Source organism: Paraeggerthella sp., from assembly GCF_048427265.1.
In the GTDB taxonomy this organism is placed as follows: domain Bacteria; phylum Actinomycetota; class Coriobacteriia; order Coriobacteriales; family Eggerthellaceae; genus Paraeggerthella; species Paraeggerthella hominis.
On sequence record NZ_DBFOSR010000128.1, the window covers coordinates 1 to 24,743 of the forward strand.

Sequence of the window (24,743 nt, forward strand, 5' to 3'; positions counted from 1 at the left end):
CGAGCCGCGAACGGGGCTGTCGTCGCGCAGGCTACCTGGAGCACGCAAACCGAAAACGGGGTCGAGCCACACTGGCCGCACGACAGCACGAGCCGAAAACGGGACCGCCACCGCCCAAGCCGCGTCTAAGCGGCAAAACCACCTAGCTGCGCACGAAAATCCAGCTTCGCTGGCAGGTTCTGACGGTTTGAGGTCGTTTGACGTCCGCTGCAAGTCAGCCGTTTTCGGTCCGGATTCGCCACGCGCTCCTGAACAGGCACGATGCAAAGCGCTCTTCAGCCGAAAGGATGGCGAAAGCGAATCGACGACCTCAAACCGTCAAAACCTACCAACGACGGCGGATTTTCGTGCGCAAGCTTCCATTTACCGGTCCTGAACACCGTCGAACCCCGCCCCTTGTGTGGAGCATCACCGTCGCGAGCGCGCAGGGGGCGGGCCGAGCGACGGCAGGCCAAGCCGGAAGGCAAGATGCCCAACCGGAAAAAGATGCTCGCTCGCATCTTGACGCGATCTCGTCAACTGATTATAGTGTGCATATCGGGTATATACACACTGTACAGTTCGCTATGCACACCATCGAACATGCAGAGGCGAAGCCCGACGGAGCCAGCAAGGAACGTGCTTGCGACCTCCCGGCGCGCGACAGGACGCTGCAGCGCGCCACCCGGATGCTCCGGGGACGCCCGAGCATCCGCGCACCACTTCGCTGCAGGCAATCCCGCGGCGAATACGAACTGGAACAGGAGCGATGTTGGACATTATCATCTCGAACGCAAGCGACAAGCCCATCTACGAGCAGATCACCAGTCAGCTGAAAAATCTCATCCTGACAGGCGAGCTCGCAGAGGGTCAGCAGCTTCCCTCGATCCGCGCGCTGGCGAACGACCTGCACATCAGCGTCATCACCACGAAGCGCGCCTATGCCGACCTCGAAGCGCAAGGATTCGTCGAAACGGTGCAGGGCAAGGGCAGCTTCGTAGCCGGCGGCAACATGGAACTGCTGCGCGAGGAGCGTCTTCGCCATATAGAAGACCTGCTGACGAAGGCCGCGAACGAGGCACGGGGCTCTGGCGTGAGCCTTGCAGAGCTGCACGACATGCTCGACCTGGTAGCAAACGACAACATCTAGACGCATCCGAAACGAACGAGCACCGCACACGACCGAAAGTGACGACTGATGAACGACCTTCTGAACATACGAGGCCTCTCGAAGCACTACGACGGTTTCGACCTGCAGGACGCAGCCCTGCGCGTGCCTTCGGGCAGCGTAGTGGGATTCATCGGCAGCAATGGAGCCGGAAAAACCACCACCATTAAATCCATCCTTGGCTTGACCAGGCCCGACAGCGGCCAGATTGCCCTGTTCGGCGAAGAAACCGTAGGGGCTCCCCCCAAACGCCTCGCAGAGCTGAAGCAGCGCGTCGGCGTGGTCTTCGACACCTGCTCCTTCCCCGAGGAGCTGACGGTCGAAGCCGTGGGCAAGCTCATGTCCGTAAGCTACCGCGCATGGGATGCCGCAGGCTTTCGCGAGCGCATCAAGCAGTTCGAGCTTCCTCCGAGCAAGACGGTGAAGGACCTCTCGCGCGGCATGAGCATGAAGCTGTCTTTGGCATGCGCGCTCTCCCACGACGCCGATCTGCTCATCTTGGACGAAGCAACCGCCGGCCTGGATCCGATGGCGCGCGACGAAACGCTCGACACCTTGCGCGATTTCATGACCGACGAGAACCACGGCATCCTGATGTCCAGCCATATCACCAGCGATCTGGAGAAGATTGCCGATTACATCGTGTGCATCGACGAGGGGCGCATCGTGTTCTCCATCGAGAAGGACGCCATCGTCCATCAGGCGGGCATCGCTCAGTGCCGCGCGTCCGAGTTCGCCGCCCTGGCGGACAGCGGGCTGTACGCACCGGGGAGCCTGCACTACGCCCGCAACGCGTACGGCACCTCGGTGCTGGTGCCCGATCGGTTCGCCTTCGCCGAGAATTTCCGCGACGTCGTGGTGGAACGCGCCGACATCGATTCGTACATGAGCCTCATGCTGAAGGGAGAAGTACTGTGAACGCCATGCTCCTGTCCGATCTTCTGATCGCGAAGAAATACTTGATGCCGCAGGTGGGGCTCGGTATCGTCGTGGGTATATTCATGTGCATCATGATGGAGAACATCTACGTGATCGCGCCCGCCATCGCGGCAATGACCCCGTTTTCCGTAGCGTTCACCATACTGGCTTTCGACGAACGCGGGGGCTGGGAGCAGTTTAGGCTGGCGCTGCCGCTATCCCGCAAACACGTCATCACCGGGCGCTACGCAAGCTTCGCGGTGATCGCCATAGTCGGATTCATGACGGGCATCGTTGCCACGGGCCTGGTCATCATTGCAGCAACACTGTTCTCGAACGTGCCGCAGCTAGCCGCGCTCATGGTGAACTTCTCGTGGCAGGCTATCGTCTTGGCAAGCATCACGGGCGTTGCGGTCATCGTGGTCATGCTATCCGTCGTGCTGCCGATGGTCGCGCGTTTCGGCATGACGAAAGCGGTTCGATTCGCGCCCCTGATCATTTTCTTCGGCGTGTTCTTCCTGTTCACGGCAGGCGGCAACGGCGAGGTTCCCCAATTCCTCGCCAACCTTGCAAGCTGGGTGCAAACGCCCGAGGGAACGCTGGGAATGGCCGGTATCGTGGTGGCCGCCGCCGCAGCCCTCTACGCGGCATCGTGCGCACTGTCCATCAAGTTGTACGAACGACGCGAATTGTAAAGCGGGAACCGTACCGGGGCTGCTGTTCGAGCAGCCCCTTCGGAAAGGAGCCGCGCTTATGAAAGCAGCGATGCTGTCCGATCTCATTGTCATGAAAGACAAGCTGGTTCGCATAACCGCGTGCTGGATGCTGATCACCTTCGTCACTTCGGTCATCGCAGGAAACACTCCCCTGGTCGTCATATACGTTGCGATCGTCAACCCGATCATGACATGCAGCGCCCTTTTCCTCACAGAGAGCGCATCAGGATGGGAAGGGCCGCGCCTTGCCCTTCCGCTATCGCGCAAAAACGTCGTAGACGGCCGCTACGCCGCCCTTGCGGCGGTCACGGCGGCAAGCGTCGCCACCGGCGCGCTCGCGTATGCAGCGGGATGTTTAGCCACCAGCATATTTCCCGGGCTTGCCCTGCTAAGGGAGGCCGCATCGTTCGATTTCGCCTCCCTCGCGCTCTGCTGCGCAAGCGCTGTTGCATTCGCCGCCTTCGCTCTGGGCGTGATGATGCCACTCAACCTGCGCTTCGGTTACGAGGGAGCGCTGAAGTACGCACCCGCGATCTTCGTACTGGCGCTCGCATTGATTCCACAGGCTTTGGGTCCGTCCGGCCTGAACCTGCTCGCTATCGGCGCGCCCGCCCTTGAGGGATCTTCAAGCCAAATCCTGCTGCTTTCGGCAAGCCTCGTTGCCCTAGGAGCCACGTGGTACGTCGGATCGGCTTCCGTTGCTGCGCAACTCTACGAGCGGCGCAGCTTCTAGCGAATCCGCCGACTTTACGGGCGCTTCGCCAAAGTCGATAGCTTCACGCTGTCGGCGTACGACTCGATCGCGCGATCCAGCCCGATCCAAAATTCCCGCGCCGAGCAACCGCTGCTCCGCTCGCAATGCTCCGAGTCTTCAACGCAGGCAACGGGAGCCGAGCTTCCCTCGGTGGCCCGCAAGATGTCTCCAACGGTAATCTCATCCGCCGGACGCGCAAGCAGGTAGCCGCCGCTCACGCCTCGCACGCTTTTGAGCACGTCGGCCTTCACCAAAGCGCCACCTAGTTGCTCAAGATACTTGACGGACAAACCCTCGCGCTCCGCCGCCTGCCTCATGGTTACGAGCGACCCGACTTCTCCCTGTTTCGCTATATCGATCATAAGACGCAGAGCGTAGCGTCCCTTCGTCGAAACCATCATGTTCGCTCCACCGTCCTTTACTCGAGTCCCCCCGACGTACCACTGCCAAGGACTAGCTGGCACGCCGCCTCCGTAAATACATGCAATGAGGTAAGTATAGCCTATGCCCCTGAATTTAAGGCAGACCTCCCCTTTCAGGAATGTAAGGGAGGGGCAAGCGGTCGGTAAGAAAGCCTTAAGAGTTGGCTGGTATAAAGAATGGAGTCCCGATCACCGCATCGAAAGGAGCCGGGCATGACTGCTGGAACGCTCTTCAAACGATCGCTCGCTCTCGCGCTTATCCTAGGAGTACTTGCAACCGCATTCTTCGCGGCACGAGGATTCAACCTGTACCGAACCGCACTCGAGTCTCAAAGCCTCGACGATATGGCGACGGCTATCGAGAGCGAGCAGGGATTCACTTCCCTCGATAAACTGCCCGATCTGTACCTGCAGGCCGTTGTTGCAGTGGAGGATCATCGCTTTTACGCGCATCCCGGCTTCGACGTTATAGCCACCGGGCGAGCGCTGGTCAACAACATCAAGGCGCGATCCGTAGTGGAAGGCGGCAGCACCATCACGCAGCAGCTGGCTAAAAACCAGTACTTCACGCAGGAGCAAACGCTCGAGCGCAAGCTGGCCGAAACGCTCATGGCCTTCACCATGGAAAGCCATTTTTCCAAACGGAAGATCTTGGAACTGTACGTAAACTCGATTTACTTCGGCAACGGGTACGAGGGAATCGGGAACGCAAGCATGGGATACTTCGGAAAACAGCCCGGTCAGCTAACCGAAGACGAGTGCGCCATGCTGGCAGGCATACCGAACGCTCCCTCCGTCTACTCCCCCGCCAAAAACCCCGACCTTGCCCGCCAGCGTCAACAGGAAGTGCTGCGCAAGCTGGTCAGATACGACTACCTGGACCAAGCGCGCGCCCAACACCTGTCCGCGCGGCCCACGCTGTCAGCCGTAACGCCGAAAGCAATGACGATCCCCGCATAGCCAGGCCCGCGCCCGCGGCAACAACAGCAAGTTCTGTAGTCGTCGCGCGATCGTCGCTGCGCGCGCAATGCTCGCAACAGCCTCTGGTAGGATACCCGCATGAAACCTCGAACCAACAAGCGCCGCAGCCGCGGCAAGCCTCGTCGCGCCGCAACGTACGCGCCTGCGCCCCGCAGCTCTTCTCAGCATGCAAGGAAAAGCCCTCTGGCCGGCGTCCTGCTCGTCATGCTTGCAGGGCTTCTGTTCGTAGGGATGCTTGTGGGCCTGGGACAATGCACAGCCCCAGAAAGCGCCCCGAAAAACGCGGAGTACGTAAGCCCCTACGATTGGAGCAGCCTTGAACGTACCGGCGACCGCCTGGCGTATCGTCCGGGAGGGTCGTTGAAATCCCAGGTTGGCGTCGACGTCTCCGATCATCAAGGCTTCATAGATTGGAATGCGGTAGCTGCAGACGGCATCGATTTCGCTTTCGTGCGCATAGGAAACCGCGGGTACACCCAAGGGGGCTTGTCCGCCGATGCCCGCTTCGACGAGAACGTGCGCGGCGCGCAAGCCGCAGGACTCCAAACGGGAGCATACTTCTTCTCGCAAGCAGTGAACGCTGCCGAAGCCGTCGAAGAAGCGGAGTTCGTGCTGGCCCAACTCAACGGGCGCGCCCTTGAACTTCCCGTTGCCTTCGACCATGAGCCCGTGGCGGATCCCAACGGACGCGCCAACAACCTGGACAAAGGCACGCTCACTGCCGCGGCGATCGCGTTTTGCGAGCGCCTTGAAGCCGCTGGGTACAAGACCATGATCTACGGAAACAACGGGGATATGGCGCGCTACGACCGAACTGCGCTGGGAAACCGGCCCATCTGGTTTGCGGAATACGACGCCGCCGTGCCGCGGGCGCGTTTCGACTTCGCCCTGTGGCAGTACACCAACGGCGGCACCGTCGCAGGAATCAGCACGTCGGTCGACCTCAACCTGCGCATGACCGAAGCGCTGTAGCTTCGAGCGCGCCAGCGCGGCGCAAGCGAAAGGCACAGGGAAGCCGTAAAGGCAGGTCGCTCGGCACCTTTCGCCCGCAAACGCCCTTGTTGGCCAATCACGTCACGTATGTTACACTGATCGCCGCGATTCTGATCAAATTTCTAGGAGCTCTGTTTTGATGGCGGGACAAATCTACTAGCAAATCGCCTTGCGATTCCTGCATCGTTCTCATGATGCATGCAAGCGCAACTTGTCGTTGCGCTCGTTTCGTCCCGATTCCATGCAAAATTGGTAGCGCAACCGCATGCGCTACCGCATCATCAATTCAGCACACCACTATCAAGGAGCATCCTTATGACCGAATCAACCGCGCTCATGAGCGCAGGCGGGCAACCGCTTCCCAAACGATGGCTTGCCATCATCGCCACCATCTGGGCCGGGCAGGCCGCCTCGATGATCACCAGCTACGCCGCAGGATACGCGGTGATCTGGTACATCACCGAAACCACCGGCAGCGCCATCATGCTGTCCGCCGCAGCCATCTGCGCCTACCTGCCGCAAGGGCTTCTTTCGCCTTTCGGCGGCGTGATAGCAGACAAGTACAACCGGAAAACCGTCATGATCGCAGCCGATCTGGGCATCGGCATCATATCGCTTGGCCTGGGCTTCGTCATCTTGTTCGGCCAGGTTTCGTTCGGCTTGCTCATGGTATTGGTCATCGCGCGCAGCGTTGGGCAGGCGTTTCACGGGCCGGCCATGATGGCGGCCATGCCGCTGCTCGTGCCGGAGAAGCACCTGCTGCGCATCAACACGCTCGACCAGCTGCTCATTTCCGTAGCGTCCATCGGCGCGCCTGCGTTCGGCATCTTCCTGTACACCACGTTCGGATTCCACTCGGTCATGTTCCTGGACTTCCTGGGAGCGCTTTTGGCCGTTGCCGGCCTGGCCCTGGTGAAGATACCCACGGTTGTCGACGAGTCCGCGAAAGACCAACACGTGCTCGCGAACATGCGCGACGGGTGGAAAGCCCTGTCGGCCAATCGCGGCCTGGTCATCCTGATTGCCGGCGTCACGATCGGCATGGTCACCTTCGCCCCGCTCGGCGCGATCTTCCCGCTTATGACGTTCGACCATTTCGGCGGAGACGGCTACGCGGCGTCCATCGTGGAAGCATCGTTCGGCGTGGGCATGATCATAGGATCGGCCATCCTCATGATCTGGGGCGGCGGCAAGCGGCTTGCCCTTTTGATCGGGATCGCAGCTTTCATCGTGGGCGCGACCACCATGGCATGCGGATTCCTTGCACCCACCATGTTCTGGGCGTTCGTCATGCTGTGCGCCGCAATGGCGGTCGCGTGCGCCTGGTTCAACGGCCCGCTCATCACGCTCATCCAGCGCAACACCCCTGAAGAGAAAACCGGTCGCGTGCTGGGTCTGGCCATGGCGGCCATGGGCCTGGCCTCTCCTGTGGGAATCGCGTTCGGCGGCGTGCTGGCCGAATCCATCGGCGTTGCACCGTTCTTCGTGGTGGACGGCCTGATCTGCCTGGTTCTGGGCCTGGCGATCTACCTGCCCAAAAGCGTGCGAGCGCTCGACAGCGACAAGCCGACCATCGTGCGCGACAGCGGTGCGGCGCAGAACGCAGAAGCCGCCGAGTAGCGCATGCCGCGACCGTGGGCGAAGGCGATCCCTCGCCCACGGTCGACAGCCCGTATCGAACGTGCGGCCCGCTAGGACCTTCGGCTTGAACCGTACGCTGCGTTCTTGCGATTGCCGAAAGCGCTTCCCTTGCGCGCGCTCTTCTTGAGATCCTTGAGCACGTCCTCTTCGCTCGATCCCTCGACCTGCGCGCGCAGCTTCACCACCTGATCGCGCAAACGAGCGGCTTCCTCGAAGTCCATGCTCTTGGACGCCGCCGCCATGTCGTCTTCCATAGACGATATGATGCGCAGGACCTCCTCGCGCGACAGCTCGGCCAGCTCCTTGTTGACCTGCTCCGCCGTGGTGTTGCCCATCTCGTCGGTCACGTAGCTCATGATGTCGTTGATGGCCTTGCGAATGGTCTGCGGCTCGATGCCGTGATCCTCGTTGTACTGCATCTGGATAGCGCGACGGCGCTTCGTCTCGTCGATGGCGCGCGCCATGGAGTCGGTGATCTTGTCGGCGTACATGATCACCTGGCCCGACACGTTGCGGGCGGCGCGCCCGATGGTCTGGATCAGGGAGCGATGGTTGCGCAGGAATCCCTCTTTGTCGGCATCCAGAATGGCGACAAGCGACACTTCCGGCAGGTCCAAGCCCTCGCGCAGCAAGTTGATGCCCACCAGCACGTCGAATTCGCCGCGGCGCAGGTCGCGCAGGATCTCCACGCGCTCAAGCGTAGCGATGTCCGAGTGCATGTACCGCGTGTTCACGCCCTGGTCGAGCAAGTGATCGGTCAGATCTTCCGCCATCTTCTTCGTAAGCGTGGTAATGAGCACGCGCTCGTCGCGGGCAGCGCGCTCCTTCGCCTCGTCGATGATGTCGTCGATCTGCGAAGCCGATCCGCGCACGATGATCTCCGGATCAAGCAGCCCCGTCGGTCGAATGATCTGCTCGACCTGCTGCTGCGTGACCTTCTCTTCGTAGTCGCCCGGCGTAGCCGATACGTACACGAACTGGGGAACGCGGTCCTCGAACTCGTCGAATCGCAAAGGACGGTTGTCCAAACAGCTAGGCAGACGGAACCCATGCTCGGTCAAGGTGATCTTGCGCGAGCGGTCGCCTTCGTGCATGCCGCGAATCTGAGGCACGGTCACATGGCTCTCGTCGATAATGCAGAGGAAGTCTTTCGGGAAGTAATCGATCAGGGTGTACGGCGGCTCGCCCGGCTGGCGGCCGTCCATGTGGCGGGAATAGTTCTCGATGCCCGAGCAGAACCCCATGGTTTCGAGCATCTCCAAATCGTACGCCACGCGCATCTCCAAGCGTTGAGCCTCCAGCAGCTTGCCTTCCTCCTTGAACTGCTGCAAGCGCTCGCGCAGCTCGTCGCGGATCGTGCCCAGCGCGCGGTCCATCTTGGGGCGCGCGGTCACGTAATGCGACGCCGGCCAGATGGGCAGCGCTTCGAATTCGTTGACGACCTCGCCCGTCACGTTGTCGATTTCGGCGATGGCCTCTATCTCGTCGCCCCAGAACTCGATGCGGATGGGATTGTCCGCGTACGGCGGAAACACGTCGAGGGCGTCGCCGCGCACGCGGAACGTACCGCGCTTCAGATCGTAATCGTTGCGATCGTACTGAATATCGATAAGCTCGTGGATCACCTGGTCGCGATCCATTTCCTTCTGCTTGTCCACGAACACGGCCATCCCCGCGTAATCCATCGGGCTGCCAATGCCGTAGATGCACGACACCGAGGCGACCACAATGCAGTCGCGCCGCGACAGCAGCGCGGACGTTGCCGCATGCCGCAGCTTCTCCACCTCTTCGTTGATAGAGGCGTCTTTCTCGATGAACGTGTCTGACGAAGGAACGTACGCTTCCGGCTGGTAGTAATCGTAGTAGCTGACGAAGTACACCACAGAGTTGTTGGGGAAGAACTCTTTGAGCTCGCTTGCCAATTGGGCGGCCAGCGTCTTGTTCGGCGCCATGACCAGCGTGGGCTTCTGCACGGCCTCGATGGTCTTGGCCATGGTGAACGTCTTGCCCGATCCGGTCACGCCGAGAAGCGTTTGGTAACGAAGGCCGTCGTTCACGCCTTTGGCCAACTTTTCGATCGCTTGGGGTTGGTCGCCCGACGGCTCGAAGGGAGACACCACTTCGAACGGGGTGGTGGACAATCTCACTTCCGGCAGTTTGCCTTCCATTTCGATGCCCTCGATATTCGTAAGATGCGCCATCTATGATCCCTTCGAACAAGCAGGCGAGGTGGAAGGCCGGCGAGTCATCAACCCCTCTGTCTCACCGTCTTTCCACCTCACCCTCGGTCCCGCTTTAGTTAAAGGCTTACAGCTCCTGAGAATATTCCCCCCACCACGCAAGCACCTTGTTGCGCATCTCGTCGGGAGTGCCGTCGTTGTTGAACACCACGTCGGCAGCTTCGATGCGATCGGCATCGGTGATCTGCTGAGCTATGCGACGGCGAACGTCGGCCTCGTCCCAACCGCTTTTCACCGCCCGCTCGATGCGCATATCAATGGGAGCCAGAACGGCCATGACCACGTCGGCGTCGTACGCCAGCGAGGTTTGGCGATTCTTGAACACGGAATACTCCACGACCACCGCCTTGTGGCCCTCTTGTTCCAGCTCGGCAATACGGTCGGTGAACGCTTCCTCGATACGCGGCAGCGTGATGCGGTTAAGCTTGCGCGTCTCGGCAGGATTCACGAAAGCCTTCGCCGCCAAAGCACGGCGATCGATCTCGCCGTCTTCTCCCAAGATGTCAGCACCGAACGTGTCGGTCAGCTCGGCCTTCACCGTATCCCACAGAAGCACGTCGTGGCCAACCTTGTCGAGGTCGACGTTCGGCAGCCCCTGTTCTACAAGAGCTTTGCGAGCGGTTGACTTTCCGGCTCCCATTCCACCGATGATGAACAGCTTTTTCATGCTTGCTCTACCTCCTCGATCATGCCGCCTCCCAGCACGGTATCACCCTCATAGAGAACAGCGTACTGCCCCGGCGCCGTCGTTGGCTGCGGGCTTCGCAGCGCAATGCGCGCACGCGCGCCATCTTCGAATTCTATGATACACGGTACCGCTCGGCTTCGGTAGCGCAGTTTGACCATCGCGCTACGCGGCTCGCCGAACGTTTCGAGCGCCTGCCAGTTCGCATCGCGAATGCGGACCGCGCGAATAAGCGTCTCCGCCGCAAACCCCACGACCAGCTGGCCGGATGCGGCGCGCTTTTCCACCACGTAGTACGGCTCTTCAGCGGCCAGACCAATTCCCTTTCGCTGTCCAACCGTATAGTTCGACAGCCCTTCGTGCTGCCCCAGAACCGTGCCCGTTCGGTCGACGATGTCGCCGGGGGCGTCCTTCACCCCGCGCTGGCGAAGAAAGTCCCGGTAATCGCCCTCCACGAAGCAGTTGTCTTGGCTTTCCGGCTTTTCTGCAACATGAAGCCCCAGATCGGAAGCGATAAGGCGAACGTCGATCTTCGTCATGGCGCCCAGAGGAAGAACCAGGCGGGAAAGCTGCTCTTGGGAAAGCATCGACAGCATGTAACTTTGGTCTTTGCGCGCGTCAAGCGCGGTCTTCACCACGAAGCGGTCGTTGCTCGTCAAACGCGCGATGCGCGCGTAATGGCCCGTGGCCACGCTGTCGCAGCCGTGACTGTCGGCAGCCTCCAGCAACGCGGGAATCTTGCAGCGCGCATTGCAGCACACGCAAGGGCTGGGGGTGAGCCCACACGCGTACGCGTCGACGAACGGCTCCACCACGCAACGCTCGAACGTCGCCACGCTATCGTGAACAACATGGGGAATGCCCAGCAAAGCGCACACCGCAGCCGCATCGGCCTCGGCCTGTGCGCTGGCTTCGTCATCATGGAACCGACACGTTACGCCCATCACCTGGCATCCCGCCCTCAGCAGCAACGCCGCCGATACGGCGCTGTCCACGCCGCCGCTCATGCCGAGCGCCACCTTCGCACCTGCCTGCATGCAACCGCCTCTCAACCAACGATACGCGTAGTTAACCATATTTTGAAACCTTGCAGCCCGGCCATTATAGAGCAAGCGCGCTGCTATACTAAGTCGTTACGCTGCATCCTAAGAAAGACCAGGAGGGTGCCGGAATGCCGGCTGAAAAATCTACCACGAAATCGCGCTACATCCCTGCTCTCGACGGCCTGCGCGCCTTCGCCGTACTTGCGGTTATCGCCTATCACATGGGCATGTTCTGGGCGCCGGGCGGCCTTCTGGGCGTCACCGTGTTCTTCGTGCTGTCAGGTTATCTTATCACGAGCCTGCTGCTTATCGAATGGGACAGCACCCGTCGCATCAACCTGCCGCAATTCTGGCTTCGACGCATCCGGCGGCTCATGCCGGCCATCGTGTTCGTCATCATCTGCTCCGCGGTGCTTTTCACCGTGTTCGACCACAGCTTGCTCACCAAGCTGCGCGACGATATGTGGGCAGCGCTTCTCTGGGTCACGAACTGGTGGTACATCTTCCATGACGTATCGTATTTCGACGCGCTGGGCGCACCGTCGCCCCTCACCCACTTCTGGTCGCTCGCCATCGAAGAGCAGTTCTATCTCATTTGGCCTGTCCTGCTGTTCGCCGCGCACAAAGCCGGCCTCAAGCGCACCACCATGCGCAACGCCACGCTGGTGCTCGCGCTGCTCTCCGCTGCCGAGATGGCTCTCCTCTACAATCCTGCGGCAGACCCCAGCCGCGTGTACTACGGCACCGACACGCGCGCGTTCTCGCTGCTCATTGGAGCCTGGCTGGCGTTCGTTTGGCCTTCGCACCTCCTCGGGGCCAAAGGAGAGATCCATCTGACCAAGCAGGTGCGCAAGGCTCTTGACGGCGTGGGCATCGTCGCGTTCGTCGGACTGCTGGCGATGGCCGTGTTCGTAGACGGGTTCTCGCCGTTCTGGTATTACGGCGGAACGCTGCTGGCCTCCGTGCTCACCGCCATCCTCATAGCCGTCATGGTGCATCCCGCCAGCCTGCTGGGACGAGCCGCGAGCGCGAAACCGCTTGTATGGGTAGGTTTGCGATCGTACGGCATCTACCTGTGGCACTACCCGCTTTTGCTGCTCATGAACCCCCGCAACTTCACCGGCGAAACCCCCTGGTGGATGTACCTGATTCAACTTGCAGTCATCTTCGCTTGCGCTGCGTTCTCGTACCGATTCGTAGAGAATCCCATTCGCCGTGGAGCCATAGGATCCTTTATCAAGGACGTTCGTTCGAAAGAACTCGACGCTCCCTCCTGGCTGCGCACGCACGCCATACCGACCGTTGCCGCCGTAGGCGTAACGGTCGTTGCCGTAGGCGGCCTGGTACTCGTACCCCCTACGTCGGCACTCGAAGGCGCTAATCTGCTCAAAGACGAAAGCGCGCAAACCTCCGGCATTCCGGAAACGCTCCCTGAGGGAGAAGATGCTCCTGCCGAACAGCCGAAACTCGACATCATGATGATCGGCGATTCGGTTTCCGTGCGCACTATCCCCTACTTCAAGGAGCAGTTCCCTTACGGGGCCATCGATGCAGCCGTGAATCGGCAGCTTCCCATTGGCGCCGAGGTGTACAAGGGCTACGAACAACAAGGCATTATCGGAGGCGTGGTGGTGTTCGCGCTGGGCACCAACGGCCGGGCAACCGACGAGCAGATCGACAGCCTTGTCGACTCCATAGGCCCCGATAAGCAGGTGTTCCTGGTGAACACGCGCAGCCCGCAATCATGGGTGGCCGACACCAACGACGCACTCGCCCGAGCTGCCGAGCGCCACGCCAACGTGCACGTGATCGATTGGTACTCCGCAAGCGCCAACCAAGACAGCTACTTCGACGGCGACGGAACGCACCTGACCGAAGAGGGTGCTCAAGCCTACGTCGATCTTATCTACCAGGCCGTTGCGCCGCTGCTGCCCAAGCATGAAGAAGGTGCCGAAGCAGCGAAGGTGGAAACGCCGCTTGAGGCGTCCGCCACGAAGGCGAACGCCTCCGCGTCGGACGCCGTGCGATCGTTGGCGCACACGATGGTGCAGGGCATGGCGAAGCAGAAGTAGCACGCATCGGGAGGTCGGGGCGCCCCGACCTCCCGAAGAACGGTGCGCTGGCTTGCGCGCTCCTTTCCCCAAGCATCGTCGGGAAATCCTGCATGGTTCGCACCGACTGATTCCCGCTTGCGTCGCCCCATGGTCGCCCATAGTCGCCCCATAAAGAAAGGGTCCCATCGCTGGGACCCTTTCGCATACACTCGGTGCTGAGAAGTTTTATTCAGCAGCCTCGGGAGCAGCAGCTTCCTCGGCAGGAGCATCCTTCTTCTCGGCCTTCTTCTTAGCCGGCTTCTCCTCGACGACGATGGACTCGTCCACCTCGATCTCGAAGCCCAGGTCAGCCGCAGCGGCCTTCATGGACAGGGAGATGCGACGACGCTCGGGGTTGATCTCCATGACCTTGACCTTGACCTCGTCGCCGGCCTTGACAACCTGCGCCGGGGTATCGATGTGACGCTGAGCCATCTCGGAGATGTGCACCAGGCCCTCGATGGACTGGCCAAGCTCGATGAACGCGCCGAACGGCACGATCTTCGTCACCTTGCCGTCGACGATGGAGCCAACCGGATAGCTCTCGACGAGCTTGATCCAGGGATCCTCCGTCGTCTGCTTGAGGCCGAGCGAGATGCGCTCGCGCTGCAGATCGACATCCAGAACCTCGACCTCGACCTCGTCGCCAACCTTGACGACCTCGGACGGATGGTTGACGTGGTTCCAGGAAAGCTCGGAGATGTGCACCAGGCCGTCGATGCCGCCCAGGTCGACGAATGCGCCGAAGTCGACGATCGAGGAAACGGTGCCCTTGAGGCGCATGCCCTTGCTGAGCTTCGCGAGGATCTCGGCGCGCTCGTTCTTGCGGCCTTCCTCGAGCAGCACGCGGCGGGACAGCACGACGTTGTTGCGGTTGCGATCCATCTCGATGACGCGGGCTTCGATCTCGGTGCCCAGGTACATGTCCAGATCCTTGACGCGACGAAGGTCGACCAGCGACGCCGGCAGGAAGCCGCGCAGGCCGATGTCCAGGATGAGACCGCCCTTGACCACTTCGATAACCTCGCCCGTGACCACTTCGCCGGCCTTGAACTTCTCTTCGACACGGATCCAAGCACGCTCGTACTCGGCACGCTTCTTGGAGAGGATCAGACGACCGTCCTTGTCCTCCTTCTGGAGAACCAGAGCCTCGATCTTCTCGCCCAGCTCCACGATGTCGGACGGATCGGCGTCCTTGCGGATGGAGAGCTCGCGGGACGGGATAACGCCCTCGCTCTTGAAGCCGATGTCAACGAGCACTTCGTCGTGCTCGATCTTGACGACCGTGCCGTCGACCAGGTCGCCCTCGTCGAACTCGGTCAGCGTGCCGTCGATCATCTCGTTCATGAGTTCGTCGGAGATGTCTTCGAAGTCGATGACGGACGTGTTCTTGATGTCGGTCAAAACGGACCCCTTTCAATTCTTCTAATCGGGGACCCTTCGTCATGATTGATTGCTACGTGCACCATGTCCGCTCTGCACGAAAACGCGTGTGCCGAGCTGTGTAACAAAACATGTCTCGGGGGCCTACATTGCTATGCGCTTACAGGACTGCCCTATAAGCTGAATTAGTATAGCATAGGCTTATGAACGCACTACGTTCTTTTTAGCGTCTTACGCGATATTTACGAGCAAAACACGCTTCTTGCCCGCAAGCGGCACGCTCAGTTCGCGTGCGCCGCCCGACACGTTGCGCATACGCCGTCGAAGATGATCTCGTGGCCCTCGATAGCAAAGCCATGAGCGTCTTGCACCTGGGCGGCCAAGTCGTCAAGATGCGGCATCTCGATGTCGAATACGCCGCCGCACACGCGGCACTTCGCATGGTAATGGGGCTTGTTGCGGAAATCATAGCGATCAGCGCCGTTGGGAACCTCCACCCGCAACACTTCGCCGCGATTCGCCAGTACGCCCAAGTTGCGATACACCGTGGCGCGCGAGATATTGGGGTGCTTTTCGCGGACGACCTCGTACACATCGGCCGACGTGGGATGATTGCACAGCGACTGCACCGCTTCTAAAACAAGCGCTCGCTGAATAGTGTTGCGCGTAGTCGCGCGTTCCTGCTTTTCGACAGTCGAGGAAGACATGATGCGTACCTGCCGTTTCATGGTAACTATACGTTTGATTAAATAGGATTATATATCGTTAGCATCAAAACGCAAGCGTGCTGCTAGGATGTCGCCCGTCCTTCGACGAACATCCATATCTTCATCGGCTCAACCGCCGCAGCAAGGACGCCGCCGTCGACGAATTCGAAGAGGTCTTTCAACAAAGGAGAAGCATCAGCGTTACAATGCAAACCAGCCTACATGAACACCGCGAGCATACCGTCGCGCAGAAAGGAACGCCATGGGAGCAACGAACGTCGCATTCGCACCGGTAACGTCAGACGAAGATCGCGCCCAGCTAGCAACCCTGGCAGATGAGATCTGGCACGAGTACTGGCCCGCCATCATCGGCCCCGAGCAGACGGATTACATGGTGGAGCAGTTCCAAAGCCTCAGCGCCATCGAGCGGGACATGCGCGAGCATGCCTATGAATACTGGTTCCTGCATGCAGAAGACGACGGACGCATCGTGGGGTACACGGGAGGCCGCGTGGAAGCGGAAACGAACCGCTACTTCATATCAAAAATCTACCTGCTTGCCAAGGAGCGCGGTTGCGGATTCGCGTCGCGCACCATCGCGTTCTATGATCAGCTGGCGCGCGAACGCGGGTTGAGCGCGTTGTACCTGACGGTCAACAAGCATAACGACCTGGGCGTCCGAGCTTATCTGGGCAAAGGGTTCAAAACGATCGACGCCGTGGAAACCGATATCGGCAACGGGTTCGTCATGGACGATTACATCATGGAACGCGCGGTTCTCCCCGCCTGACGTCGCTGCGAGCGCGAAACAAGGCAAGGGAGCGCAGACGGCGCCCTGCCAACCCGCTTCCTTGCCTTGTCTTACCTGCCGCTTAGAAGACCATCAGGAACAGATGCGTGAAGCCGAAGGCGAGCAGGCCGCAGCCGGGGAACGTGAGCACCCAGGTGAGCACCATCTTGCCGGCAAGGCCCCACTTCACCGTGCGCAGGCTTTTCTCAGCGCCAACGCCCATGATGGCCGTGGTCTTGGTGTGCGTGGTGGATACGGGCAAGCCGGTGAACGTAGCCAACCCAATGCAGAAGCATGCGGACAGGCAAGCCGAGAATCCCTGGTACTGCTCCATCTTCACCATGTTCATGCCAACCGATTTGATGATCTTCTTACCCCCTACGGCCGTCCCGAGAGCCATGGTCATGGAAACAAGAAGAATCAGCCACATGGGGAATTCCACATCGGAGTACGCCACGCCGTCCATAGCCAGCATGATGCCGAGCATGCACAGCGACAAGAACTTCTGCCCATCTTGCGCGCCATGCAAAACGGCCACGCCCGCGCCAGAAACAATCTGGGCCCACTTGAAGAACGAATTCGCCTTGGTGCGTTCGGCGCCCCTGCAGGCCACTTTTATCAAGCGTGTGAACAGCCAGCCGGTTCCAAAACCCAAAACGGTGGATATGACCAGGCCGTACACCACCTTCATCCACTCGTCGCCGTTAACGCCGGCCAAGCCTCCCTGCAGCGCGATGGCCGCGCCGGTAATGCCGGCGATGAGCGAATGGCTCTGCGACGTAGGTATGCCGAAGTACCACGCGGCCACGCCCCAGACGATAATGGCCACCATAGCGGCCGCAAGCGCAACGAGCGCCGCATGGTTGTTGCCTCCAAAATCGACCATTTTGAAAATGGTCATGGCAACCGCAGAGGAAATCATCGTGATGGCGGCCAAGCCGATGAAGTTGCATACGGCGGCCATCGCGATAGCCGGAGTCGGCTTCATCGCCTTCGTTCCCACGACCGTGGCGATGGCGTTCGGCGCGTCGGTCGCGCCGTTGACCACCGTGGCGCCCAACGTCAGAAGCACGATGAGCGCAAGGACGGGATCGCTGCAAAACGCGGCGATGAACGCCCCAAAATCGTAGTTCATGAAAAGCCCTTTCACCTGAAAACGCCATGCAGAAACGCCACAAAAACGATATCAGGACTTTGCAAAGAAAAGATCAAATGCAGGTAAAGTTTCCCTACCCCTGCAAACGCTTCTCGATAGAGTCCGCGATACCTTCCGGATCCAAGCCCAAATCGTGCAGAAGCGCGTTGGATCCGCCTTGCTGGATATAGCGATCGGGGATTCCCAGGTTAAGGGTGGGGGCGATGCGGCCCATGCGCGCCATCTCGCCCAACACGCCTTCGCCGACGCCGCCCGCAAGCACGCCGCCCTCAACCGTGACCACCAGCTTCGTGTCTGCAGCGCGCGCGATTTCGTCGACATCGAGCGGCTTGGCCCAGCGCATGTCCACCACGCGCGCGTCGATGCCCCGGTCCGCCAGCAAATCGGCGGCCCCGAGCGCGCGCGAAACCATGCGCCCGAACGCAAGGATGGCCACGTCGCGGCCTTCGCGAATAACGCGGGCCTTGCCCTCTTCAAGCACCAGAGGCTCTTCGGGAAGCTCGACGCCCTCGGCTGCGCCGCGCGGATAGCGAATGGCGAAGGGACCGCCCAGTGCCAGTGCCGTATGAAGCGCATGAACCAACTCGGCCTCGTCCGAAGGCGCAAGCACCCTCATGTTGGGGACCATGCGGGTGTACACCAGATCGAACATGCCGTGGTGCGTGGGGCCATCCTCCCCCACCACGCCGGCGCGGTCGATGGCGAACACCACATCGAGGTTCGGCAGAGCGTTGTTGATGATCATCTGATCGATTGCGCGCTGCAAAAAAGTCGAGTACACGGCAATAACGGGCTTCTGGCCGCCAAGCGCCAAACCGCTGGCCAGACCCACCGCATGCTCTTCTGCTATGCCGGCGTCCACGAAACGATCGGGGAACTCCTGAGCGAACCCGTCCAGACCCGTCCCCCCCTGCATGGCGGCCGTGATGGCGACGATGCGATCGTCGCGGCGAGCTTCCTTCACAAGCGCCTTGCCGAACACGCTCGTATACGACGGAGCGGAAGCGGGCTTCTTCTTCACTTCGCCCGTGGCAATGTCGAACGGCGCGATGCCGTGGAACTTCTCGGGGTTGCGAACCGCGGGCTCGTAGCCCGCGCCCTTGCGCGTGACCACGTGGATGAGCGCCGGACCGTCGGTGGCGAGCACCGCGGCCAGCGTTTCCTTGAGCAGCCCGATGTCGTGCCCGTCGATGGGAGCGGTGCACAAGATGCCCAGCTGCTCGAACATCATCGAACGAGGGATGATGAACTGCTTCATGGACTCTTTCACGTTGCGGCCGAACTTAGCCAAGGCGTTGCTGAACGGGCCGCCGCTTTCCAGCACCTCCTGCACGCTGTCGCGCGTTTGACGATACTGCGTGGACGCACGCATGTACCCCAGGTGTTTCATGAGCGCGCCCACGTTGCGAGAAATGGACATCTCGTTGTCGTTCAAGATGATGACCAGGGGCGTTTGCGCTTGCCCAATGTTGTTGAGCGCCTCGAAGGCCATGCCGCCGGCAAGCGCCGCATCGCCGATGACCGCCACGATCTTCTCGGTTCCGCCCGCCAGATCGCGCGCCTCGGCCAAGCCCAACGCTACGGAAAGCGAGTCGGAAGCATGACCGGACGGATGCACGTCGTACGGGCTTTCACCCGGCTTCGGGAAGCCGGACAGGCCCCCGTACGTACGCAGGGTGCCGAACTCCTCAAGCCGACCCGTCACCAATTTGTGCGCATACGCCTGATGCCCCACGTCGAAAACCAGCTTGTCATGAGGGCAGTCCAACATGCTGTGCGCCGCCAAAATGATCTCCACCGCGCCCAACGACGAAGCCACGTGACCGCCGGTATCCGACGTCACCGTGATGATCTCCTCGCGGATCTCCTGCGCAAGAATAGAAAGCTCCTCGTTATTCAGGAGCTTCAAATCTGCAGGAGACGATACTATGTCCAGAATACGCTTCTCGTTCATGCAGCGTGCCTTTCAAGCATCAAGCCGTAGCAGGATCGCTCGGACTTGCGTCAGAGGGATCGGCGACAGGTTCGGCGGGAGCGGCTGCTCCCGCCGTTTCGGCTGCATCGCCTTCGGCCTGGTCGGCCGCGCGCTGCGCCTCTATATTCTCTTCAAGCAAGTCGCTTGCGCGCAAGCCCAAGCCCACTGCTTCTTCGTACAGGGCCAGAGCTTCGTCAAGCGGCAGCGACTCGTCGCTCACCGCATCGACGATCTGATCGAGGCGAGACTTCACGTCCTCGAACGTCTGGTAGCCTTCGTTAGGCATTCGAAGCCTCCGAAGCAACGCACGGTGCAGCCACCTCTTCAACAGGCGCTTCGAAAACGGGAGCCGGCACGGCTTCCGCATCAGCGGGCACCGTTGCGGAAGCCTTCGAGGACGGCTCCTCCTCCGCAGGCTCGCCTGCGGAACCGCCCGCCGCGTCCTCCACGCCGTCAAGACGCTTTGCAATGCGGCCGAGCACACCGTTGACGAAACGCGGAGATTCGTCTTCGCCGCCGAAGTCTTTAGCCAGCTCAACGGCCTCGTTAATGCTGACCGAAGTCGGCACGTCTTCCACGTACATCATCTCGTACGTCGCAAGACGCAGAATGGAGCGGTCGACGATGGGCATGCGGTTGAGCGACCAGTTCTCGGACGTTGCCACCAGATGGTCGTCGATTGCACAGCGATGCGCTTCCACCCCCCTGATAAGGGACAGCGCGTAATCGGGCAAGAACCCGTCGTCGGTCAAGCGCGCGTCACCTTCGGCGATAGCCGCCGGCGACTCGTCGGTAATTTCGCTTGTGTAGAGCACCTGCAGCGCAACGCGGCGTGCGTGCGTGCGTTCATGTCGTTTGGCAGCCATAAATGTACCTGAAACCCCCGCTGCTTAGCGAGCGAACTGGATGCCGTCGATGTACACGTCAACGGAAGCCACGCTTGCTCCCACCTGGCTGGACACCGCATCAGCGATGGCCTTGCGCAAGTTGGCGGCAAGATCGGGCAGCACGTAGCCGTAGTACACGTCGACACGCACGGAAACCTGCAGTTTGTCGTCTTCGTCGATCGCGACCTCGATGCCTTGCGTCGAGGGCTTGCCCGCGAACACCGAGCGAAGGCTGCTCGTTGCCGAAGGACCGACCGAGGCAACGCCGTCAACCTCGTTGGCGGCTATGGACACGATGGTCTCGACGACGCCCGGCGCAAGCGCCATGCCATCAAGATTCAATTCCGTCATAGCACATCTCCCATCTGGGTTTCGATAAAATCGGTTGTCGCATCGCCCGCGCAGAATACAGCGTTCTCCAAAACGCGGCGATGGAACGGTATGGTGGTTTGAATGCCCTCGATGACGAACTCGTCAAGGGCGCGACGACCGCGCGCCAAAGCCTCCTCGCGGTCCTGCCCATGCACGATAAGCTTGGCAACAAGCGAATCGTAGTACGGGGAGATGCGAGAGCCCGTGCGAACGTAGCTTTCCACGCGAACGCCGGGACCCGAAGGAGCCTCGAACTTCGTCACATTGCCCGGGCACGGACGGAAGCCGTGCTCCGGATCCTCCGCGTTGATGCGGAACTCGATCGCATGGCCTTGCGGCGTGAACGGCGCACGGGAAGCGCAGCTCATAGGCTCGCCCGACGCAATGCGCAACTGCTCTTTGATGATGTCGGTGCCGGTGATCTCCTCCGTGACAGGGTGCTCCACCTGCACGCGCGTGTTCATCTCCATGAAGTAGAAGCGACCGTCGGTGTCGAGCAAAAACTCGATGGTGCCCGCGTTGCGGTAGTCCACGGCGCGCACAGCCTTGATGGCCGCAACGCCCATGGCGCGACGCAGATCTTCGGTCAGCGCCGGAGAGGGCGCTTCCTCGATGAGCTTCTGGTGACGGCGCTGCACGGAGCAGTCGCGCTCGCACAGCGCAATGTGGTTGCCGAAGTCGTCGGCCAGCACCTGCACCTCGACGTGGCGCGGACGCAGCACCAGCTTCTCCAGGTACACGCCGTCGTTGCCGAACGCAGCGCCCGCTTCGGTGCGAGCGGCCTGGTACTGGGCTTCCAGTTCGGCGGGGTCGTGCACCTCGCGCATGCCCTTGCCGCCGCCGCCGGCCGTTGCCTTGATGAGCACGGGGTAGCCCACGGAGTCGGCGAAAGCCTTGGCTTCAGCCGCCGTATCGATGCAGCCATCCGAACCGGGAACGGTGGGCACGCCGCACGACTTCATGGTCTCGCGCGCGGAGCTCTTGTCGCCCATGCGCTCGATGCAATCGGCCGCAGGGCCGATGAACACCAGGTCGTTGTCGACGCAGGCGCGAGCAAAATCGGCGTTTTCGGCCAAGAATCCGTAACCGGGGTGGATAGCCTCGGCTCCGGTGTTTTTTGCAGCAGCGATGATGCTGGGCATCACCAGGTAGCTCTTGTTCGCTTGAGCAGGGCCGATGCATACGGCTTCGTCAGCGTATTGCACGGGATAGGTGTCGGCGTCCTCGGTCGAGTAGACCGCAACCGTCTTCACCCCCAGCTCCTTGCAAGCGCGCATGACGCGCAGCGCCACCTCGCCGCGGTTTGCTATGAGGATCTTCTTGAACATTACACGGTCTCCGGAATCTTGGACTGCTCGCTGACGGGCTCGACGTAGAACAGCACCGTGCCGAACTCGACCGGCGAGGCGTCTTCAAGGCAGATCTCGCGAACAGTGCCCATTTCCTCGGCCGTGATCTCGTTCATCAGCTTCATGGCTTCGACGATGCACAGCGTCTGGTTGGCAGTCACCTCGTCGCCCACCTGGACGAAAGGCGGCTCGCCCGGCGCGGGAGACGTGTAGAACGTACCTACCATGGGAGCCGTAACGGCGTACCAGTCGGCCGGACGGCTGTTCTCGGCAGGAGCCTCGGCCGGAGCGGCTGCAGGCGCAGCCGGAGCGGCGGCAACCTGCGGGACAGCCTGGGGCTGCACGGCCACGGCGGACATGGCGCTTGGCATGCGCACGGCAATGCGAGCGCCCTCTTCCTCCACGATGATCTCGCCGACGCCGCTTTCCTCGGCAACGCGAACCAGCTCGCGAATCTGATTGATATCCACGTAATCGTCCTCCTTGGTCTGGCTCGACTCCTGCTCCATGAGGAAATCGACTTTCTCGGATGTGCGGTGCTTGCTCAGGAACGTGCGCGCCTCGTTCGGGAACAGGGCGTACATGAGCACGTCCTCCTCCGTCTTCGCAAGATCGCCGATTTCCGCGGCAACCTCGTCGAACGTGGTCGTCACAAGGGAACCGGGCGCCACGTCGGGCGGAAGCATCGCCGAGTTGCCGACAACCTTCGCCACGATATCCTTGTCCATGCGGCCCGGCGCCTTGCCGTAGTAGCCGCAGATGTAATCCTTCATTTCCTTGGAAACCACGCCCCAGCGCTTGCCGGTCAGCACGTTGAACACTGCCTGCGTGCCCACGATCTGCGACATCGGGGTAACCAGCGGCGGATAGCCCACTTCGGCGCGCACCTTGGGGATCTCGCGCATGACTTCCGGCAGGCGGTCGCTGGCGTTTTGCACCTCAAGCTGCGAAAGCAGGTTCGACATCATGCCGCCCGGAACCTGGTGCGAGTACACCTGCATGTGAATGAGCGAGGAAACGCCGCGCTTGTAGTGGCCGCGCTTGCGCACCTCTTCCCAGTATTCGGCGATCTCGAACAGCAGGTCAAGGTCAAGACCCGTATCGTAGCGGCTTTCCTGCAGCGCGGCTGCGATCATCTCGACCGCCGGATGGCTGTTGCCGAACGCAAGCGGCGCATGCGCGGTATCCGCAATAGCGGCTCCGGCTTCGGCGGCCTTGAGGATGTTGGCAGGCGCCATGCCGCCGACATAGTGGCAGTGGATATGCACCGGCAGGCCGATTTCGGCGTTGAACGCCTTGACCATGCGCTCGGTGCGGTACGGCGTGAGCATGCCGGCCATGTCCTTGATGCAGATGGAGTCCGCACCCAGGTCCTTGAGCTGCTGACCGTAGTCGAGGAAGCTGTCGAGAGTGTGAACCGGCGACATCGTGTACGAGATGGCGCCTTCGAAATGCGCGCCGCACTCCTTGATGGCTTCGGCGTTGTCTATCACGTTGCGAATATCGTTCAACGCGTCGAACACGCGAAACACGTGGATGCCGTTGCGGTTGGCAGCCTTAATGAAGCGATTGACGATTTCGCGCGAGTAATGCTTGTAGCCCACCAGGTTCTGGCCGCGAGAAAGCATCGCGAGCGGCGTGTTGGGCGTATTGGCCTTGATGGAGCGCAGGCGGTCCCACGGGTTCTCGTCGAGGAAGCGCAGGCACGTATCGAACGTCGCGCCGCCCCACGACTCGATGGCCCAGTATCCGACACGGTCCATTTTAGGCAGGATCGGCAGCATGTCGCCAATCTGCATACGCGTGGCCCATAGGCTTTGCTGGCCGTCACGGATGGTGGTATCCATGATTTGAAGCCTTGGCATGAACTCACACCCCCTTCGGTTTGCAGTTAGTCAAAGATCGAATTAAGCATTATAGAAGAAGGTTACACCCTACGGGCTCCCAGGGGAAAAATTCACCGGTAAGCAACAGAATACGAAGGCGGGAGGAGGCGCGCGCGGGTTCGAAGGACGAAACGAGCGCGTCGATCGAGCTTTTTTGGCGATGCCGTTGTTTCGAAGGGAAATAGCAAAATGTAATCAACCGATTACAGCACTATGTAATTGCGTGGTTACGCTGTGCCCATGAACGGCTCGAGCAAACAGAAGCGAACGGCGTACAAGGATCCCCTTGTGCAGCTTTACGCGTTCCGTTTGGGCAAGAGCCTTCGCGATCTGCGCAAAAAGCAAGGGCTTACGCAAGAGCGGCTTGCACTGATGATCGGCACCAAGCATTCGCGTATCAGCAACATCGAACGAGGCTGCGCGATACCAAGCTTCCCCGACGTGGTGAAGCTGTGCCGAGCGCTTGAGGTCGATCCGAAAGATCTGGCGGACGTCTCGACGCTCAAATGCTCCGAGCATCCCCTGCCTTCCGACGATCACGCACCCGTATGAGAAAAAGGGCGAGGTCATTGACCTCGCCCTTTTTCTCATACGGGGAGCTGAGA

Annotated in this window: 23 protein-coding genes; 10 read left to right on the forward strand and 13 right to left on the reverse strand. The window is 60.8% G+C overall.

Translation table 11 applies throughout. The annotated features are described in order from the left end of the window. Nucleotides 1–751 precede the first annotated feature (751 nt). Genes ACMNI9_RS11290 through ACMNI9_RS11305 form a run of 4 tightly spaced genes read left to right on the forward strand, consistent with a single transcriptional unit; the run spans nucleotide 752 to nucleotide 3,514 of the window. Nucleotides 752–1,129: a GntR family transcriptional regulator gene (locus tag ACMNI9_RS11290; RefSeq protein ID WP_418832242.1), complete on the forward strand. Its 378-nt coding sequence runs from the start codon at nucleotides 752–754 to the stop codon at nucleotides 1,127–1,129. Between the two features lie 48 nt (nucleotides 1,130–1,177). Beyond that, nucleotides 1,178–2,065 carry an ABC transporter ATP-binding protein gene (locus ACMNI9_RS11295; RefSeq protein ID WP_418832188.1) on the forward strand — a complete coding sequence of 296 codons (888 nt, stop codon included), beginning with the start codon at nucleotides 1,178–1,180 and terminating at the stop codon, nucleotides 2,063–2,065. A gap of 5 nt (nucleotides 2,066–2,070) precedes the next feature. Then, entirely contained in the window at nucleotides 2,071–2,760 is a 690-nt protein-coding gene (locus tag ACMNI9_RS11300) for an ABC-2 transporter permease (protein WP_225748982.1), read from the forward strand. 58 nt (nucleotides 2,761–2,818) lie between these two features. Next, entirely contained in the window at nucleotides 2,819–3,514 is a 696-nt protein-coding gene (locus ACMNI9_RS11305) for an ABC-2 transporter permease (RefSeq protein WP_216529063.1), read from the forward strand. A gap of 14 nt (nucleotides 3,515–3,528) precedes the next feature. Here the strand turns inward: ACMNI9_RS11305 and ACMNI9_RS11310 are convergent, their stop codons facing one another. After that, nucleotides 3,529–3,936 (reverse strand): RrF2 family transcriptional regulator, encoded by a 408-nt coding sequence (locus ACMNI9_RS11310; protein WP_114566564.1) that lies wholly within the window; start codon nucleotides 3,934–3,936, stop codon nucleotides 3,529–3,531. A 234-nt stretch (nucleotides 3,937–4,170) separates the two neighbouring features. On the opposite strand from ACMNI9_RS11310, the gene ACMNI9_RS11315 reads away from it, so the two are divergent. The 3 genes from ACMNI9_RS11315 (at nucleotide 4,171) to ACMNI9_RS11325 (ending at nucleotide 7,551) form a co-directional block, all read left to right on the forward strand. After that, nucleotides 4,171–4,917, forward strand: a complete 747-nt coding sequence (locus ACMNI9_RS11315; protein ID WP_114566563.1) for a transglycosylase domain-containing protein — start codon at nucleotides 4,171–4,173, stop codon at nucleotides 4,915–4,917. A gap of 99 nt (nucleotides 4,918–5,016) precedes the next feature. Beyond that, nucleotides 5,017–5,910, forward strand: coding sequence for a glycoside hydrolase family 25 protein (locus tag ACMNI9_RS11320; RefSeq protein WP_418832193.1), 894 nt, complete (start codon nucleotides 5,017–5,019; stop codon nucleotides 5,908–5,910). Between the two features lie 336 nt (nucleotides 5,911–6,246). Next, entirely contained in the window at nucleotides 6,247–7,551 is a 1,305-nt protein-coding gene (locus ACMNI9_RS11325) for an MFS transporter (protein WP_418832196.1), read from the forward strand. Nucleotides 7,552–7,622: 71 nt separating this feature from the next. On the opposite strand, the gene uvrB is transcribed toward ACMNI9_RS11325, so the two are convergent. The 3 genes from uvrB to mnmA form a co-directional block, all read right to left on the reverse strand. Continuing rightward, nucleotides 7,623–9,773 (reverse strand): excinuclease ABC subunit UvrB, encoded by a 2,151-nt coding sequence (uvrB, locus tag ACMNI9_RS11330; RefSeq protein WP_418832198.1) that lies wholly within the window; start codon nucleotides 9,771–9,773, stop codon nucleotides 7,623–7,625. 106 nt (nucleotides 9,774–9,879) lie between these two features. Then, the gene (coaE, locus tag ACMNI9_RS11335) at nucleotides 9,880–10,479 is read right to left on the reverse strand and encodes a dephospho-CoA kinase (RefSeq protein WP_114566559.1); all 600 of its coding nucleotides are present in this window, start codon (nucleotides 10,477–10,479) and stop codon (nucleotides 9,880–9,882) included. After that, on the reverse strand, nucleotides 10,476–11,573 hold the full coding sequence (gene mnmA / locus ACMNI9_RS11340; protein WP_216529061.1) for a tRNA 2-thiouridine(34) synthase MnmA: 1,098 nt from the start codon (nucleotides 11,571–11,573) through the stop codon (nucleotides 10,476–10,478). Before mnmA ends, coaE begins: the two co-directional genes overlap by 4 nt. Nucleotides 11,574–11,668: 95 nt before the next feature. Between mnmA and ACMNI9_RS11345 the strand changes: the two genes are divergently transcribed. Continuing rightward, nucleotides 11,669–13,612 carry an acyltransferase family protein gene (locus tag ACMNI9_RS11345; protein ID WP_216529060.1) on the forward strand — a complete coding sequence of 648 codons (1,944 nt, stop codon included), beginning with the start codon at nucleotides 11,669–11,671 and terminating at the stop codon, nucleotides 13,610–13,612. A 207-nt stretch (nucleotides 13,613–13,819) separates the two neighbouring features. Here the strand turns inward: ACMNI9_RS11345 and rpsA are convergent, their stop codons facing one another. Together rpsA and ACMNI9_RS11355 are read right to left on the reverse strand one after the other, a co-directional pair. Then, nucleotides 13,820–14,980, reverse strand: a complete 1,161-nt coding sequence (gene rpsA / locus ACMNI9_RS11350; RefSeq protein ID WP_417122932.1) for a 30S ribosomal protein S1 — start codon at nucleotides 14,978–14,980, stop codon at nucleotides 13,820–13,822. A gap of 317 nt (nucleotides 14,981–15,297) precedes the next feature. Further along, nucleotides 15,298–15,744 carry a Fur family transcriptional regulator gene (locus tag ACMNI9_RS11355; protein ID WP_225748673.1) on the reverse strand — a complete coding sequence of 149 codons (447 nt, stop codon included), beginning with the start codon at nucleotides 15,742–15,744 and terminating at the stop codon, nucleotides 15,298–15,300. Between the two features lie 241 nt (nucleotides 15,745–15,985). Between ACMNI9_RS11355 and ACMNI9_RS11360 the strand changes: the two genes are divergently transcribed. Beyond that, on the forward strand, nucleotides 15,986–16,513 hold the full coding sequence (locus ACMNI9_RS11360; protein WP_216529059.1) for a GNAT family N-acetyltransferase: 528 nt from the start codon (nucleotides 15,986–15,988) through the stop codon (nucleotides 16,511–16,513). 82 nt (nucleotides 16,514–16,595) lie between these two features. Here the strand turns inward: ACMNI9_RS11360 and ACMNI9_RS11365 are convergent, their stop codons facing one another. From ACMNI9_RS11365 to accB, 7 genes are all read right to left on the reverse strand, one after another. Continuing rightward, nucleotides 16,596–17,648 (reverse strand): inorganic phosphate transporter, encoded by a 1,053-nt coding sequence (locus ACMNI9_RS11365; RefSeq protein ID WP_114566554.1) that lies wholly within the window; start codon nucleotides 17,646–17,648, stop codon nucleotides 16,596–16,598. 94 nt (nucleotides 17,649–17,742) lie between these two features. Further along, nucleotides 17,743–19,623: a 1-deoxy-D-xylulose-5-phosphate synthase gene (dxs, locus tag ACMNI9_RS11370; RefSeq protein WP_216529058.1), complete on the reverse strand. Its 1,881-nt coding sequence runs from the start codon at nucleotides 19,621–19,623 to the stop codon at nucleotides 17,743–17,745. 19 nt (nucleotides 19,624–19,642) lie between these two features. Then, complete coding sequence (locus tag ACMNI9_RS11375) at nucleotides 19,643–19,930, reverse strand: exodeoxyribonuclease VII small subunit (protein WP_114566552.1); 288 nt, start codon at nucleotides 19,928–19,930, stop codon at nucleotides 19,643–19,645. Continuing rightward, on the reverse strand, nucleotides 19,923–20,510 hold the full coding sequence (gene nusB / locus ACMNI9_RS11380; RefSeq protein ID WP_216529057.1) for a transcription antitermination factor NusB: 588 nt from the start codon (nucleotides 20,508–20,510) through the stop codon (nucleotides 19,923–19,925). The genes ACMNI9_RS11375 and nusB overlap by 8 nt, the downstream gene beginning before the upstream one ends. 24 nt (nucleotides 20,511–20,534) lie before the next feature. After that, nucleotides 20,535–20,882, reverse strand: coding sequence for an Asp23/Gls24 family envelope stress response protein (locus tag ACMNI9_RS11385; RefSeq protein ID WP_114566550.1), 348 nt, complete (start codon nucleotides 20,880–20,882; stop codon nucleotides 20,535–20,537). Continuing rightward, nucleotides 20,879–22,231, reverse strand: coding sequence for an acetyl-CoA carboxylase biotin carboxylase subunit (accC, locus tag ACMNI9_RS11390; protein ID WP_216529056.1), 1,353 nt, complete (start codon nucleotides 22,229–22,231; stop codon nucleotides 20,879–20,881). Before accC ends, ACMNI9_RS11385 begins: the two co-directional genes overlap by 4 nt. Then, nucleotides 22,231–24,117, reverse strand: a complete 1,887-nt coding sequence (gene accB, locus ACMNI9_RS11395; protein WP_114566548.1) for an acetyl-CoA carboxylase biotin carboxyl carrier protein — start codon at nucleotides 24,115–24,117, stop codon at nucleotides 22,231–22,233. Before accB ends, accC begins: the two co-directional genes overlap by 1 nt. A gap of 309 nt (nucleotides 24,118–24,426) precedes the next feature. Between accB and ACMNI9_RS11400 the strand changes: the two genes are divergently transcribed. After that, complete coding sequence (locus ACMNI9_RS11400; protein WP_225748671.1) at nucleotides 24,427–24,690, forward strand: helix-turn-helix domain-containing protein; 264 nt, start codon at nucleotides 24,427–24,429, stop codon at nucleotides 24,688–24,690. Nucleotides 24,691–24,743 lie beyond the last annotated feature (53 nt).